Annotated in this window: 14 protein-coding genes and 1 tRNA gene; 12 read left to right on the top strand and 3 right to left on the bottom strand. The window is 44.8% G+C overall.

Annotated elements, in window-relative coordinates; translation table 11 throughout:
• Window positions 1-40: 40 nt before the first annotated feature.
• Window positions 41-511: a hypothetical protein gene (locus AAIR98_RS03840; protein WP_423970931.1), complete on the top strand. Its 471-nt coding sequence runs from the start codon at window positions 41-43 to the stop codon at window positions 509-511.
• Between the two features lie 178 nt (window positions 512-689).
• Complete coding sequence (locus tag AAIR98_RS03835) at window positions 690-2,366, top strand: SulP family inorganic anion transporter (RefSeq protein WP_423970930.1); 1,677 nt, start codon at window positions 690-692, stop codon at window positions 2,364-2,366.
• A 120-nt stretch (window positions 2,367-2,486) separates the two neighbouring features.
• Here AAIR98_RS03835 and AAIR98_RS03830 read toward each other — a convergent pair whose 3' ends face one another.
• Window positions 2,487-3,869, bottom strand: coding sequence for an MATE family efflux transporter (locus AAIR98_RS03830; protein ID WP_423970929.1), 1,383 nt, complete (start codon window positions 3,867-3,869; stop codon window positions 2,487-2,489).
• A 288-nt stretch (window positions 3,870-4,157) separates the two neighbouring features.
• Here AAIR98_RS03830 and AAIR98_RS03825 point away from each other — a divergent pair, with 288 nt between their 5' ends.
• From AAIR98_RS03825 to AAIR98_RS03815, 3 genes are read left to right on the top strand one after another with little or no spacing between them, the layout of a single operon-like run.
• Window positions 4,158-4,970: an RDD family protein gene (locus tag AAIR98_RS03825; protein ID WP_423970928.1), complete on the top strand. Its 813-nt coding sequence runs from the start codon at window positions 4,158-4,160 to the stop codon at window positions 4,968-4,970.
• A 55-nt stretch (window positions 4,971-5,025) separates the two neighbouring features.
• On the top strand, window positions 5,026-6,393 hold the full coding sequence (radA, locus tag AAIR98_RS03820; RefSeq protein ID WP_423970927.1) for a DNA repair protein RadA: 1,368 nt from the start codon (window positions 5,026-5,028) through the stop codon (window positions 6,391-6,393).
• 48 nt (window positions 6,394-6,441) lie between these two features.
• The gene (locus AAIR98_RS03815; protein ID WP_423970926.1) at window positions 6,442-6,912 is read left to right on the top strand and encodes a GreA/GreB family elongation factor; all 471 of its coding nucleotides are present in this window, start codon (window positions 6,442-6,444) and stop codon (window positions 6,910-6,912) included.
• 418 nt (window positions 6,913-7,330) lie between these two features.
• On the opposite strand, the gene AAIR98_RS03810 is transcribed toward AAIR98_RS03815, so the two are convergent.
• Both AAIR98_RS03810 and AAIR98_RS03805 read right to left on the bottom strand, forming a co-directional pair.
• Window positions 7,331-8,518 carry a DNA recombination protein RmuC gene (locus AAIR98_RS03810; RefSeq protein WP_423970925.1) on the bottom strand — a complete coding sequence of 396 codons (1,188 nt, stop codon included), beginning with the start codon at window positions 8,516-8,518 and terminating at the stop codon, window positions 7,331-7,333.
• Window positions 8,518-9,300, bottom strand: a complete 783-nt coding sequence (locus AAIR98_RS03805; RefSeq protein ID WP_423970924.1) for a type III pantothenate kinase — start codon at window positions 9,298-9,300, stop codon at window positions 8,518-8,520. The genes AAIR98_RS03810 and AAIR98_RS03805 overlap by 1 nt, the downstream gene beginning before the upstream one ends.
• A 266-nt stretch (window positions 9,301-9,566) precedes the next feature.
• On the opposite strand from AAIR98_RS03805, the gene AAIR98_RS03800 reads away from it, so the two are divergent.
• The 7 genes from AAIR98_RS03800 to AAIR98_RS03770 all read left to right on the top strand — a co-directional run bounded on the left by AAIR98_RS03800 (window position 9,567) and on the right by AAIR98_RS03770 (window position 15,729).
• Window positions 9,567-10,190 (top strand): GDSL-type esterase/lipase family protein, encoded by a 624-nt coding sequence (locus AAIR98_RS03800; RefSeq protein ID WP_423970923.1) that lies wholly within the window; start codon window positions 9,567-9,569, stop codon window positions 10,188-10,190.
• Between the two features lie 130 nt (window positions 10,191-10,320).
• Window positions 10,321-10,402 (top strand) — tRNA-Leu (locus AAIR98_RS03795).
• A 74-nt stretch (window positions 10,403-10,476) separates the two neighbouring features.
• Window positions 10,477-11,997 carry a CNNM domain-containing protein gene (locus tag AAIR98_RS03790; protein ID WP_423970922.1) on the top strand — a complete coding sequence of 507 codons (1,521 nt, stop codon included), beginning with the start codon at window positions 10,477-10,479 and terminating at the stop codon, window positions 11,995-11,997.
• Between the two features lie 7 nt (window positions 11,998-12,004).
• Window positions 12,005-12,757 carry a M48 family metallopeptidase gene (locus tag AAIR98_RS03785; protein WP_423970921.1) on the top strand — a complete coding sequence of 251 codons (753 nt, stop codon included), beginning with the start codon at window positions 12,005-12,007 and terminating at the stop codon, window positions 12,755-12,757.
• A 173-nt stretch (window positions 12,758-12,930) separates the two neighbouring features.
• The gene (locus AAIR98_RS03780; RefSeq protein WP_423970920.1) at window positions 12,931-13,452 is read left to right on the top strand and encodes a type IV pilin protein; all 522 of its coding nucleotides are present in this window, start codon (window positions 12,931-12,933) and stop codon (window positions 13,450-13,452) included.
• 308 nt (window positions 13,453-13,760) lie between these two features.
• A complete protein-coding gene (locus AAIR98_RS03775; RefSeq protein WP_423970919.1) occupies window positions 13,761-14,141 on the top strand; it encodes a RidA family protein in 381 nt (126 codons plus the stop codon).
• Window positions 14,142-14,145: 4 nt separating this feature from the next.
• Entirely contained in the window at window positions 14,146-15,729 is a 1,584-nt protein-coding gene (locus AAIR98_RS03770) for a 4-alpha-glucanotransferase (protein ID WP_423970918.1), read from the top strand.
• The last annotated feature ends 103 nt before the right edge of the window (window positions 15,730-15,832 follow it).

Below are 15,832 nucleotides of genomic sequence, written 5' to 3'. Positions count from 1 at the left end.
AAAAGGGGTTAGACCCTTTTAAAATTGAGAGGTATAGTACATGAAAAAATTAATCGCAGCATTAGTTTTAGTAACAGCGGTAGCCACAGTAGCCGCTGCCCAGACAACACTTTCAGACAGCATAAAAGCTTCCTCTGAGAACACAAGAAAATCAATCTCCGCCGACAAAGACGCGGCCAAAAAGAAAATGGAAGCTTCTAAAAAAGAATCTGAAGCTAAATCCGCCAAGCAAAAAGCCGACGCTGATAAAGCTAAAGCAGATTTAAAAGCTAAAGCCGACGCCCAGAAAGCAAAGGCCAAAACAGCCGACGCTGACGCCAAAGCCAAATTAAAACAGCAAAAAGCGGACGCAGACAAAAAAGCTAAAGAAACAGAAGCCGCCAACAAAGCTAAAAAAGCTGAAGCAGAAAAAAAAGCTAAAGACGCTAAAGCAAACGCTAAAAAAGCCGGCAAAGATACAAAAAAAGCTTTAAAAAATGAAGCTGACGCTTGGAAAAACGTCACAAAGTAAATTTATTTTACAACCAAAAAGCCCGCGGTAATACGCGGGCTTTTTTGTTGCTATCAGTACCATTTGTCAGCAGCGTTGTAAACGTAGAATTCACAGTATTTTGAAAGAATGTGAAACGCAAAAACAGGTTATCCCCACCCCCAAGCATAAAACGTACCTATTTACTATAATTTAGTATATGCTTAGACCTAAACTTTATAATCTTATTAAAAGTAATCCGGAAGAATTTAAACCCAAACGCCTGCTAAAGGATATCAGCGCGGGCCTGGTGGTGGCGTTTATAGCGCTGCCGCTTTCAATTGCGCTTGCCATAGCCAGCGGCGTTACGCCGGAAAAGGGGCTTGTCACTGCCGTTGTGGCGGGCTTTTTTATCTCGCTTCTGGGCGGCAGCAGGGTGCAAATCGGCGGCCCTACGGCGGCGTTTGTAATAATAGTGCTGGGCATTATAGCAGAGTACGGCACTGCCGGCCTTATAGCGGCTACGGCAATGGCGGGCATAATACTTATAATAATGGGGCTGCTGCGTTTGGGCACCTTTATTAAATATGTACCGTACCCGGTTACAACCGGTTTTACCAGCGGTATAGCGGTTGTACTATTTTCCACGCAGATTAATGATTTTTTAGGGCTTAATTTAGCCAGTGTTCCATCTGATTTTTTTGCAAAATGGTCCGTCTACTTCAGCAATTTGCATAATGTAAATCTTACTACGCTTGGCATAGGTATTTTAGCGCTTGGCATAATAGTGCTGTGGCCTAAAAAATGGAAAGCCGTGCCCGGCACCTTGGTCGCGCTTTTACTAACTACACTAATAGTAAAATTCGCGGGGTTGGAGGTAGAAACCATTTACTCGCGCTTTGGCGTGATAGAAGCCGCTTTACCCCGCCCGCAGCTGCCATCACTTTCCTGGGAAATGATTAAAAATTTAATACAGCCGGCTATAATTATAGCTATACTCGCGGCGGTGGAATCGCTGCTTTCGGCCGTTGTGTCCGACGGCATGATAGGCAAACGCCACAACTCTAACGTGGAGCTTATAGCGCAAGGCGTGGCAAACACGGCCTCGGCCCTTTTTGGCGGCTTACCCGCCACAGGCGCTATCGCGCGCACCACGGCTAACGTGGAAAACGGCGGCCGCACACCCGTGGCCGGCATATCGCACGCTATATTTATTTTTATATTTATGATGTTGTTTATGCCATACATCAGCCTGGTACCCATGGCCACGCTGGCGGCGATATTATTTGCCGTTGCATACCGCATGAGTGAGTGGAGAAGCTTTGTAACTTTATTCAAAGCGCCAAAAAGCGACGTACTTGTTTTGCTTACCACATTCACTCTTACCGTGGTTAAAGACCTTGTAATAGCCATTGAAGTAGGCATGGTGCTGGCCGCGATACTCTTTATGAAACGTATGAGCGACGTTTACAATGTTTCACTTATGGACGGCGAGGATTTAGAAGTTGAAATGAAAGATAAGTCTGACATAGACAAAAAGAAAATCGCGGACCACGTGCGCGTATATGAAATTAACGGCCCGTTCTTTTTTGGCGCTACAAACACATTTTTGGAAACGCTTGAACAGATTAAAGACTGCAAAGTATTAATCCTGCGCATGCGCGCCGTACCCGCTATGGACGCTACCGCCTACCACGCTTTAAACAAAATATACTTAAGATGTAAACACGATAATATACAACTGATACTATCAGAAGTGCAAAACCAGCCTTACCAAACATTAAAGCAATACAACTTTGTATTTACGCTAGGCAAAGAGTTTGTATGCAGAACTATAGACACCGCGCTTAAAAAAGCCACCGCGATAATAAAAACCGAAGAAAAAGAAAATAAGTAAATTTAAAACCCCCTCGCTAAACTTGAGGGGTTTTTTATATTGTCATAAGTGCTGTAGTATAAGTGAATTTCACAAGCTTTTGATAAGCGCAAAAAAAGAGGACATAATGTCCTCTTTTTTTTAAACTGTTCTTATATACTTTTTAACTTCCCGCCTTAGAAAGTAAAAGGCTAAAGTAAATACCGTAATATCAGACACCGGCGAAGCTATAAAAATACCGTTAAGCCCCATAAAAGCAGGCAGCACAATTATTAGAGGAAGCAGTATTAATATTTGCCTGGCTAAAGTTAAGATAATAGCTTTAACCGGTTTAGCCGTAGCCTGAAAAAACGTACTGGCTATAACCTGAAAGCCCACCAAAGGCACGCCTATATTAAATACGCGCAAAGCATAGGACGACAGGTCCAAAAGCACTTGGTTGTCATTATTAAATATTCTTACAATATAGGTGGAAAACAACATTATCAAAATAAAAGACGCCGTTGTAATAGCGGTGGACCATACTATTGCCTTTTTTAAAAACTGCAGCATACGCGCGTAGTATTTGGCGCCGTAATAGTAGCCTATAATAGGCTGCACGCCTTGCGCTATGCCTATAACAGGCATTATTAAAAGAGTGTTTACACTAGTCACTATACCCATGGCCGATATTGCCAAATCACCGCCGTAACCAACCAGCGTCAGGTTAAGCACGATGTTTAACACGCACGAGGCCGAGTTCATAATAAACTGTGACGAACCTATGGACATTATTGATTTAATAATTTTAAAGTCCGGCTTCATGCATTTAAGGCGCAAACGGTACTGCGCTTTTTTACCGACAAAATGCGCCATTACCCAAACCGCGGAAACTAATTGCGAAATTATAACGCCAAGCGCCGCGCCTTCCATACCCCATTTAAAAACAAATATAAATAAAGGCCCGAGTATGCAGTTAATTATGGCGCCTATAATCATGGTAACCATGGCCATTTTGGGGTTGCCGGTCGCGCGTAAATAATTGTTCATACCCATGCCGATAGCCTGCACCGGCGCGCCTATAAGCAGTATTTTCATATAGTCTCTGGCGTAGGGCAGCACCGTCTCACTCGCGCCAAGCAGAGTGAGAAAAAAGTCCATAGTGAAAATCCAAAATATTGACAGCGCGCTTATTACAACTATAAGCGCGATAACGGTGTTACCCATAACACGCTCGGCCTTTTTATAATCTTTTTTGCCCAGGTTTATGGAAAACAAAACACTGCCGCCCACACCAAACATTATGGAGCACGCCATAACAAATATTGTCAATGGGAACCCCACCGTAATACCCGCTATGCCGTCCGGCCCCAAAGCGTGCCCGATAAACGCCCTGTCAGCCACGTTATACATGGCATTAACCAAAATGCCTATAACCGCCGGGGCAGAGAATTTAAAAAGTACCGCTTGTAAGCTTTTACCTTTGAAAGGATTACGTTCTTTTTCAAGACCGTCTTGTACTGAAGAGATTGCGTTAATTGTCATACTATCCTTAACAGGGTGATTTATGCGTCATAAGCCCTGCTATATAGTCAGTTAACTTAATATTATTATGTTTATCAGTTTTGATTTTTGAAAAATTTTAATTTTCTTTGTGACGCGCATAGCCAAAGTTATGTAAGGAACAAAAAAATTAAAATTTTTCAAAAAGCACAATTTGAGAAATATGATAAGATTAAGTTAACTGACTATAATAGTATTATATGAAATTAAGAGGAAACCATTGTGGTTTTATTTATTTTTTGTTATAAATAATTTTATACAGGAGTTTTTATGCAAGAACTAACCCAGCCCGCCGCAGCCCAGCAAGAAGTTACCATAGCGCCTATCTCAGAGCGTATAGTGGCGTTTGTCTTAGACATTTTTCCTTTTTATATTGTGCCGCTGCTTACGTTTTTGTTCCTTACAAATTTTACTTCTTACGCTTTTACATCCGCAACATTATCACTGCTATTTTTGGGGCCGTTGGCGCTGTTCTTTTTTTACGCCGCAATTTTTAACTCCGGCGGCAGAGTAACGCTTGGCAAATGGCTTATGGGCATTAAAGTAGTAAGCGCTAAAGAAGGCAATATAAATATTGTAAAAGGCATTATACGCGCTGTAGGATATTATGCCGGGTTTTTCTTCTGGTTCGCGGGGTTCGCGCTGGCGGCGGTTACCAAACGCAAACGCGCTTTGCATGATTTTATGGCCGGTAGCATGGTTATAAGCACGCGTGAAAAGACGGAAGGCGAGTCCATTGTAATAATGTTCCTTTCCGCAATACTTTTAGGCGCCATACTTTCACTTTCTATTTTTGCCGCTGTAAAAATGCCGTCGCCCTACAGCAAACAACAGGTACGCGTGGCCGAGGGGCAAATAGCAAAACTGGCGTACTTGCAAGAAGTGCACAAAAAGCAGTATGGCGGCTATACTTCAGACATAGTGCGCCTTGGCTTAATCAGCGGCGACCCGGTGCAGTTTAACCGCGACATGCAGCGCAGCCTGCGCCGCAAAGGTTTTAAAATGGGCGCCACAAGAGACAGATACAAAATAACCGCCGTGGCTAAAGATTCCAGACAGACCAAAGTTACCATAGAAAAGTAATAATTTAAATTTAATAACCGCCCGGTAATGCGGGCGGTAAAGGTGTCATATAGTTATGAAATTAAAAACAGTTTTCATGTGCCAGAACTGCGGCTTTAAAGCCCCTAAATGGATGGGGCAGTGCCCGGATTGTTCCGAGTGGAACTCTCTAGTGGAAGAAGTGGTGCAGGAGGAGACTAAAACCAAGTCAAAATCCCGCGCGTTTACGGAGTTTTCCTCAGAAATTATAAAACTGGCCGACACACAAAATTTAAAAGAAGAGCGCGAACTCTCAGGCATAGCTGAGCTGGACAGGCTGCTTGGCGGCGGCCTGGTAAAAGGCCAGCTTATACTGCTGGCGGGCGCGCCGGGCATAGGTAAATCAACTTTAATGCTGCAAACGGCGGCGTCAATATCTAAGGGTAAAAAAGTTTTATATATATCGGGCGAAGAGAGCCTAAACCAAATATCTTCCCGCGCGCACAGGCTTGGCCTGGACGGCACAAATATCTTCTTACTATCGGAAACAAATATAGAAAATATTATTGCCGCGCTTAAAGAAGTGGAGCCCGAAGTGCTTATTATAGACTCTATACAAACGGTTTACCACCCGGCGTTTTCATCGTCACCGGGCACAATAGGCCAGGTGCGCGAGTGTGCGGCTGAGTTGCTGCGCCTGTGTAAACCCAAGGGCACCATCCTTTTTATACTCGGCCACGTAACAAAAGACGGCGAACTGGCGGGGCCAAAAGTGCTGGAACATATGGTAGACACCGTGCTTTATTTTGACACGGAAAAAGATAATATTTTACGCCTGCTGCGCCCGCATAAAAACAGGTTTGGCTCTACCCATGAAATAGGCTTGTTTGAAATGACGCAAAAGGGCCTGTTGCCTGTAGAAGACGCCAGTACGTTTTTTACCGAAAGTTCCCGCAGTAAACCGCTTATAGGCCGCGCTTACTCTATAGCATTAGAAGGCACGCGCCCGATTTTAGTGGAAGTGCAGGCGCTGGTAACGCCCACCAGGTACCCCTTCCCCCGCCGTGTGGCTACGGGGTTGGACTTTAACAGATGCCAGGTGCTGCTAGCCTCTATAGAAAAAAACGCCGGCGTAAGCCTGGACAGTAAAGACGTTTACATAAGTTTAGCCGGCGGCGTGAAAATAAAAGACCCTGCCTTAGATTTAGCGTTGTGCGCCGCTGTAATAAGCTCGGCCAAAGATATACCGCTGTCCAACACAGACGTTTTTGTGGCGGAGGTTGGCATACTGGGCCCGCTGGCTAAAGTGCCGCTGCTGGACAGGCGCATTGCCGAGGCCGCCAGACTTGGTTTTAAGCGTGTTATAACGTCCTCACTTACTAAAGACGAGGCCAAAACCGCCGGAGTAAGCGTAGCCCAGACGGAAGGCATTGCAGACCTGCTGCCAAAATTAGGGAAAAATTAAATATTTGCTATACTGTCTTAAATATAGAGCAGTACAGAAGGAGATGTTATGGAGAAGTATTATTTAAGCCGCAAAAATTACGAAAAATTAAGAGACGACCTGGCCGCCTTAAAAGAAATTAAGGCCAAATTGTCACAGGAAATAGGCGAAGCCGCCCAGCAGGGGGATTTAAAAGAAAACGCTGAGTACGCCGCCGCCAAATCCAGACAAGAAGAAACTCTTATTAAAATACAAGATTTGGAAATTAAACTGCGCCACGCCGAAATAACGGACGACCTGCAGGTAGACAAAACCGAGGCCCGCATAGGCGCCACCGTCACATTGCGTGACGTAGCGGCAAATTTTGATTTTACCTATACGCTGGTAGGTTCTTTAGAGTCTAACCCGGAAAAGGGTTTGCTTTCGGTACAGTCACCGCTGGCGGCCGCGGTACTTGGCAAAAAAGAGGGTGAGGAGTTTGACGCCACGCTGCCCAAAGGCGTAAAAAAGTACAAACTTGTTAAACTTGAGTATAAATAAGTTTTAAGCAAAAAGCCCCGCCAAACGGCGGGGCTTTTTATTGTCAATCTACCTCTTAGGAGTGAGAGTGATGAATAAATTCATACTACTGTAAAGTTTAAGTTGAATATCTAATATCATAACAACACTTAATTAATGCGTTCGTACCTCTCTCATTAAATCCCTCCCGGCTGCGCCGTACTCCCTTTACAAAAGGGAGAAATTAATACATTTGGGGAAACTATATGCAAATCTTCAAAAGCCCTGGAGCGGAAACTTGTTTTAAAAGAGAACTGTTATTAACCTTTGTTGGGGCGGAGCTAGTCTCCGCCCGTTCCCAAGCGAGATACGAGCGTGAGTGTCCCAAGCCAAAAAACAACAAGGGGCGGAGACTAGCTCCGCCCCTACAAAACTTATTAATAGCTTACAACTTAATTGTTTATTCTTCCGTAATTTTGGGTATGCTGCTGACGGATTTTTCCAGCGACGGCGCTATTTCTTTGTCAGATACTTTTAACTCGTTAAACCTGCGCGCGCTTACCAGTACGCGCGACTCAAAAGAGCTTAAAGTGTTGTTATAGTTTTTTACCGCCGTTTCTAAACTGCCGCCAACCTTATAAAAATGGTCCGTCATAACAGCCAAGCGTTCGTAAAGTTCTTTGCCAAGCGCGGTAATGGCTTTGGCGTTTTCTTCCACAGCCACATTGCGCCAGCCGTACGCTACAGCCTTAAGCAAGCTTATTAAAGTGGTAGGCGTGGCTACAATAACCTTCTCACGCACGGCCTGCTCTATCAAAGCCGGCTCAGCCTCAAGCGCGGCGGCAAAGTAGGATTCGCCCGGTATAAACAATACCACAAAATCAGGCGTGGGCGAAAACTGCTCCCAATAGCTTTTGCTGCTTAAACTTTTAATATGTTCTTTTATCTGCCCGGCGAATTCTTTAAATTTTGCCTGACGCAGCGCGGGGTCTTTAATTTCCACCGCTTCTATATATTTGCTGACGGGGGCTTTACTGTCCACCACAATATTGCTGCCGCCGGGCAGCTTTACAATAAGGTCAGGGCGCAGGCGGCCGTCGGCAGTGTTAACGGATTCCTGCACCGTAAAATCGGCGTAGTTAACCATGCCGGCAAGCTCTACAATTTTTTTAAGCTGTATTTCCCCCCAGCGGCCGCGGGCGGAAGATGATGTTAACGCGTTAGACAATGTTTGTGTAGTGCCCATAAGCATGTGCACTTGCTCACGCAGGCCCTCGTAGGCGCCTTTTCTTTCTTTTTCAATTTCGCCAAGCTTTACTTCAAATTTGCCAAGAGTTTCTTTAACGGGTTCTACCATATTGTTAATAGCCTGTTGGCGTTTTTCCAGGTCGCCTTTGGCGCCCTCCTGGTACTTCTCAAGTGTGGCTTTGGCCAGTTCTAAAAATGATTTATTGTTGGTATTTAACGCCTCGGCAGACATGGCTTTGAATGTGGTAAGCACACGCTCTTCGTTTTTGGTTTGCTCTTCCAGTTTAGTTTCCAGCACCGCTACTTTAGCCGCGCCTTTACGGTCCGCCAGTACGTAGCCAAGCGCGCCGCATACGGCGGCCACAGCTACTACTAATATTACCCAAAATATTGTTGTCATTATTTAGCCTCTTTTTTGGCGCGTTCAAGCGCTACTTTTATGCCGTAAATTACAAGGTCCGGCAGGTATTGGTCAAAAATCTTTTCATCCTCATACATCCTGGCCATGCCGCCCGTACCAAGCACTTTTACTTTGGCGCCTTTAAAACATTCATTCTGCAGCCTGGCAACAAACTCTTTTATCGCGCCAAGGTTACCATAGTACATGCCTGATTGTAACTGTGTGGCGGTTGTTAAGCCCCCGGCGGCGCCCGGGTTTAAAATTTCCACCTTAGAAAGCTGGGCGGTATTTTGTGTTAAAGCGTTGAGCGAAGTGGCTATACCTATTTGTATAGCCCCGCCCAAATACTCACCTTTGGCCGAGATAGCGCAGTAGGTATTGGCGGTGCCAAAATCTATTATTATAAGGTCTTCCCCGGGGTGTAACGCCATTGCGCCCACGGCGTTGGCCACACGGTCCGCCCCCAGGCCGTCAAGCGGGCGGCCCTGGTAGGTCAAAGTTTTTTCGGTCTGGGAGGATATTATAAAAGGGTCTATATTAAAATATTTGCCGCAGCAGTTAACAATTGTTCTAAGCAGGTCAGGCACGACCGAAGATATGCCAATGTCTTTAATATCCTCTGGTTTTACGCCGTTTTCACGCAGGACTTGTTTTAAAAATATGCCAAGCTCGTCCGAGGTTAAAACCCCGGCAGAGGTTTTTCTAAAGCGCAGTTTTACTTCTTCCCCGTCAAAAACGCCGCCAAAAATTTGTGTATTGCCAACATCTAAGGTTAAAATCATAGATTATACTCCTAGCCATCAATTATTGCCAGTGCCGTTTTCCCATCTCCCTTTTACGGGAGAGGACGAGACGAGCGTAGCGAGTCCGGGTGAGGGTATTATAGTTGTTATTAATAGGATTTCCAACTTTATAAAGGCAGTATATTTGTGTATAGCACCCTCACCCTGCCCTCTCCCGTAAAAGGGAGAGGATAAAATAATATACTATTATTTTACAAAACTATTGCCCCTTAACTTAATATAGCAATATATGATAAAGTTTATTTATGTTAAACACCAAAAACATTATTATAGCGCTGTGCGCTTTAGGGGTAGTATATTTTTTATACGGCAAACTGGGCGCCGTGGAGATAGTTAACATGAACAACAACGGCGTAAGTATAGTTTGCTTGGGGGACTCTCTTACATATGGTTACGGGGCTGGCAAGGGGGCTAGCTTTCCGGATTTGCTGGCAAAAAAGGTAGATTTAAAAGTAGTTAACCTTGGCGTAAACGGCGACAAAAGTACAGACGGCCTGCGCAGGATTAATAGCGTGTTTGAGCACGACCCTTACATGGTGCTCATTGAGTTTGGCGGCAATGACTTTATGAAGCAAACAAGCTTTGAAGAAACCATTTCCGCCGTAGGCCAAATGGTAGACATTGTACAGCAGCACGGCGCTATTGCCGTAGTTGTAGACACCGGCGGCAACCTGTTTATGAACAAGTATTCCAAAGCTTACAAAAAACTGGCTAAAGAAAAGGGCGCCGTTTTTGTACCCGCCATACTTAAAAATATTTTAAACGACCCAAAGCTGAAAGCCGACCAAATACACCCCAACGCCGAGGGCTACAAAATAGTGGCGGACCGTGTATATAAAGGCATAGAAAAATATTTAAGGCAGTATTAATTCCCTATATTACGACGGTAAGATTGCAACATGAATCTTTTTTTGATAGAATTATACGGTAGCATTTGAAAATTTGTCGCAAACTCCCTCTATTACCGGTTATGCTAACCGGCAATAATACAAGATTTACGCGCAGGTGGCGGAACTGGTATACGCGTGCGTTTGAGGGGCGCATGCCTCACGGCTTGAGGGTTCGAGTCCCTCTCTGCGCATATTTTTACTTATAAGCTTGTGCTTCTTGGAGTTTTCTCCCGGCACAAGCTTTTTTTATTATAATAACCAATATATGATGACAACAAACCTGATTTTTATTTTAATCGCTTTACTGCTTATTTTATTTAACGCTTTTATGAGCGCGGCGGAGTTTTCTTTAATAAGAGTACGCAAAACCCGCCTTAAAGAACTGGCCGAAAAAGGCGACGGCAAAGCCAAAACAGCCCTTTACGCCAGTGAACATATAGACGACTACCTTTCTTCAATACAGCTTGCCATTACCATGACCAGCCTCGCGCTTGGCTGGGTGGGCGAGCCGTCGGTAGGCAGAATATTAGACCACTTGCTGCCCACAATTTTCCCAAAACTGCCGGCCACGGTGCAAAGCGGTATTTCTTTTACAATAGCGTTTGCAATAATAACATCATTACACGTTATTTTTGGCGAGCAAGTGCCCAAGCTTATCGCCGTTAAATTCCCCGACAAAATAGCTATGTTTACAGCATACCCGCTTTCAATTTTTTACAAAATTACATACTTTTTTAAAAATATTTTGGTATGGTGCGCTTATGCCGTGCTTAAATTAATAGGCATAGACCCCGGCAAAAAAGAGGACACCCCGTCTGAAGAAGAAATAAGAATGATTTTTGACGAGTCGCAAGACAGCGGGCAGTTCTCGCTAAGCAGAAGCTTGATGTTTGAAAACCTGTTTGACTTTAAAGGCGAAACCGCCAAAAAAATTATGACGCCCCGCCAAAACATTGTGGCGCTTAAAGAAGATTCTAACTGGGCTGAAAAATTTGCCGTAATTAAATCAAGAAAGTTCTCCCGCTACCCTATAATACATGACTCTATAGACGACGCTAAAGAATATGTAATGGTAAAAGAAATTTCGCTGGACTTTCTTACAGAATCAGCCAGGCCTGAAATTGAAAAATATAAATACCCGCTTTTAGTGCTTAAAGAAGACACGCCCGTAGAAGTTGCGCTGCGCGAGTTTCAAAACCGCAGGATACACCAGGCGCTTGTAAAAAATAAAGAAAACGTAGTCGTCGGCCTGTTAACCATGGAAGACGTGCTTGAGGAACTTGTAGGCGAAATACGCGACGAGAACGAGGCCACGCCAAACATACAGCTGGGCAATGTACTGCTGCCCGCCGCCTGCCTTACCAATATAGAGGCCGAAGATAAATTTGCCGTGTACGACGCTATGATAGAGCAAATGCACAGCGTGCTGCCCACATTTCAAAAAGGCGAAGTACGTGACCTTATTTTCAGCCGTGAGCGCATGCTTACCTATTATATAGGTAAAGGCGTGGCTATACCGCATGTAAGGTTAAAGTCTATCAACACACCTGTAATTTCCTTTGGCCTGTGCCGCAAAGGCGTGCCGTTTGCCGATGAAAAGCAGAACGTAAAATTTTTCTTTTTAATACTCTCCCCCGCTAAAGACCACGGCGTACAGCTAAAACTGCTGGCGCAGATATCGTCTTTCGTATCCAACAAAACAGTACACTCCCGCCTGCTAAAAGCCAAAACAGGGCGCGACGTGGCGGAAATTATACTGGCTTTTGAACATACTATTGCATTATAATGTAATTATGAAGAAGCTTACAGCCGTACTACTACTAACAACCATGCTTATGGCGTGCGCGACGGTGCCGGGCACCGGGCGCAGGCAGTTTATGATGTACTCCGCCGCAGAAGAAGCCGCCATGGGCGCCCAGGCTTTTAACGAAATCAAATCAAAATCTAAAATTATAACCACAGGCACTCAAGCCGCGCAGGTTAAGCGCGTGGGGCAGAACCTGGCCAAACATGCAGGCGTAAATTACAACTGGGAGTTTATACTTATTAACGCCTCAGACGTAAACGCGTTTTGTTTACCCGGCGGCAAAGTTGCCGTATACGCGGGAATACTGCCCATAGCACAGACGGACACAGGCCTTGCCGTGGTTATGGGGCATGAGATAGCGCACGCTTTAGCCCGCCACGGGGCTGAACGCATGAGCCAGAATTCTGTTGTAAACATGGGCGGGCAGCTGCTTGGCATAGGTACGGGCAACTCAAATATTTTATCAGCTTACGGCGCGGCGGTTAACCTTGGCGTGCTGCTGCCCTACAGCCGCAAACATGAGTCCGAGGCCGACTATATGGGCCTTATGCTTATGGCAAGGGCGGGGTATGACCCAAGAGAAGCGGTAAACTTTTGGCAACGCATGAGCGCCGCGTCATCAGGCAAAACAACAGAGTTTTTGTCCACCCATCCTTCTGACGCCAAAAGAATAGCCGACATACAAAAAAACCTTACCCAGGCTATGCAGTACTACATTGGCGCGGGCGGCAAGTATTAATTAATCTATACCTTTATAAGTGCTATAGTTGAGACGCAAAGCGAAAAAAATATTATCTCTTCCGAGGCAATCCATCTAACACTTTTTAATGTTGACAATTATTATTTTTATTACTACACTAGTTATGTGGTAGCATATACCACAAACATTAATTACCCTTAGGAGGGGATATTATGAATAAAAGAGGTTTCACATTAATTGAGCTCTTAGTAGTAGTGCTCATTATTGGTATTCTGGCCGCCATCGCGTTGCCGCAATACTTCAAAGCAGTTGAAAAATCCAGAGCCGCTGAAGCTGAAACAGTTATCGGCAATGCTATCTTAGCTGAACAGAGATACTTTATGGCTACAGGCAAGTACACAACAAACTGGAAGAGACTTGATACAGTTCCTCCGGGCGTTGATTCAACAGATACATCCCTGTTGCTCACAAAGACATCTAACGGCTTTGCCGTTAAGCTCTTCACAGCTTCAGACAACCTTTCCGGTCATATCTGGGCTGAAAGAATGAACGGTTCTTACCCGTACTTTATTGGTAAATCTTTTACCGGTACAGGCAAACCGTGGTGCTACACAGGCGAATCCGCTGACACAAAAGCGCACGATATCTGCATAGAATTCAACGACGATGACGATCCGACAACATTCTCTGCTGATTCTGGCTTAACAGAAGCGCCTACAACATTCAAACCGTAATTTTGCATTGTTTGAAAGCCCCGCGAAAGCGGGGCTTTTTTTGTTATACAAAAAAATATTTTGACAATTTTAATTTCTCCCTTTTGTAAAGGGAGTACCTGCAAAGCAGGGGAGGGATTTAACCACGTGAGGTACGAATGCATATAAAAGAAAATTTACCAACCAAAAATCCCTCCCCCCTACGGGTACTCCCTTTACAAAAGGGAGAATACTTATTATTAGATTTTTTTCTATCTACGCCACCCCGCTCATAATTTAATATACTGTAATTGGTAAGTTCCAACACATATTCACAGGAGTTTGATTTTATGTCTAAAAAAATAATTACCTCCCCCTTAGCGCCTAAAGTTATAGGGCCTTATTCACAAGCGGTTGAAACAAAAGGGTTTGTTTTTATCTCCGGCGCGGTACCGTTAGACCCCGTTACAAACGAGCTTGTAGGCGGCGATGTAAAAACCCAAACAGAAGTTGTGCTTAGAAATATAGAAAACATTCTTAAAGGCGCCAAAATGGAACTTAAGCACGTGTTAAAAACCACCGTCTATATGACTGATCTTACTTTTTTTGCCGATATGAACGAAGTTTACGGCCAGTTTTTTAAAGAAAACCCGCCCGCCAGAACAACCGTGCAGGTAACCGGCCTGCCCAAGAGCGCGCTTATTGAGATAGAAGTAACCGCTTATAAATAATTTTATGACCCAGATTTTAGACAAAAAATCCGCCGGCGTACTCATGCCTATGTTTGCCATGCGCAGCACGCGTGACTGGGGTGTGGGCGATTTTAGTTCACTGCAAAACTGGGTCAATTATTTTGCCTCCACAGGCACCGGCGTAGTGCAAATACTGCCTATTAACGAGATGGCCCCCGGCCAAAACTGCCCGTATAACGCCTTAACCTCTTTCGCTATCGACCCTGTTTACATAGCCGTGCATGAAGTGGAAGACGTGCAAAACTGCCAAGCCGCGCAAGATTTTATTATCAGCATACAGCCGCTTATAGACCTGTGGCACAAATCTGACCGTGTGTTTTATGTAACCATAAGAGACGCCAAACTAAAAACACTTTGGCAGGCTTTTAACTATTTCTTAAAAGAACATGTGCAAAAGAATACCCCCCGCGCCGAAAAATTTAAAAACTACCAGGAAAGAAGCGCCCACTGGCTGGACAACTACGCCTTGTTTAGAGCATTGAAAGATTATTTTAAATGGCAAACCTGGACACAGTGGCCAGACGGCCTTAAAAACAGAGAGCCGCAGGCCATAAAAGAATTTACGGATAAATACACCGTCAACATACTCTTTTACAAATACATGCAGTGGATATGCGACGAACAAATTAAAACCGTCACGCAGCTCTCCGCCCAAAACAATGTAAAAATATTTGGCGATATCCCATTTGGCATAAACCTAGACAGCGCCGACGTATGGGCAGAAAGAGACAACTTTAACCCCGCGCTTGAAGTAGGCGCGCCGCCGGACCAGTTTTCTACCGAGGGCCAGCGCTGGGGCCTGCCCGAGTATGACTGGGTAAAAATGTATGAGAACAACTTTAATTACTGGCGCAGAAAGGTTACCCGCGCGTGTGAGTTGTACGATATTTTCCGCCTAGACCATCTTGTAGGATTTTTTAGAACATTTGTTTATGACTCGCCTGAGTCGCGCGGTTTTTTTGATTGGATTGGCGACGACGCGCAGCGTAAGCGCGGACATGATTTTTTAACCATAGTCAAATCACTTTCCAACAACAAGCAGCCCGTTGGTGAGGACCTTGGCGTTATACCTAACTTTACCCGCGAAGTTATGACAGAACTGCAGATACCCGGCTACAAAATTATGCGCTGGGAACGTGAGGACGACGGTTACTACAGAGAACCTAAAAACTATCCGCAAATATCAGTAGCCGCGCTTTCCACCCACGATACCGAAACCTTAAGAGACTGGTGGGAAACAATGCCCTTAGAAGAGCGCTCTAATATTTGGGAAATGATTTCCACACAAAAAACAAACGGCCTTGTGCCTTTTACGCCCGAAGTGCAGGAAATTGTACTTAGGCGTATACTTAACTCAGGCTCCGCCATTGTCATGCTTTCCGTGCAGGATATAGCGGGAACGGTGGACAGGATAAACGTGCCGGGGTTGGTGTCTGAACAAAACTGGTCTTTCCGCTTCAAATCCACACCAGAGACGATAGAACAGGACTACCCCGCTGAAATGTCCGTTTACAAAAGGCTTCTATTGGAGACAAACAGGTCCACCAATCCCCTTAACAACCAATAAAGTCATGTTGTAGACATCTACCGCTTTACATGGGCGGAGACAAGCTCCGCCCCTACAGTTTTTTATATTAACGTTATCCCCATAGCTCTACTACTCCAAATAA

The organism is Elusimicrobium simillimum, from assembly GCF_049639735.1.
Lineage (GTDB): Bacteria > Elusimicrobiota > Elusimicrobia > Elusimicrobiales > Elusimicrobiaceae > Elusimicrobium > Elusimicrobium simillimum.
This window is presented reverse-complemented; position numbering and strand designations above follow the sequence as displayed.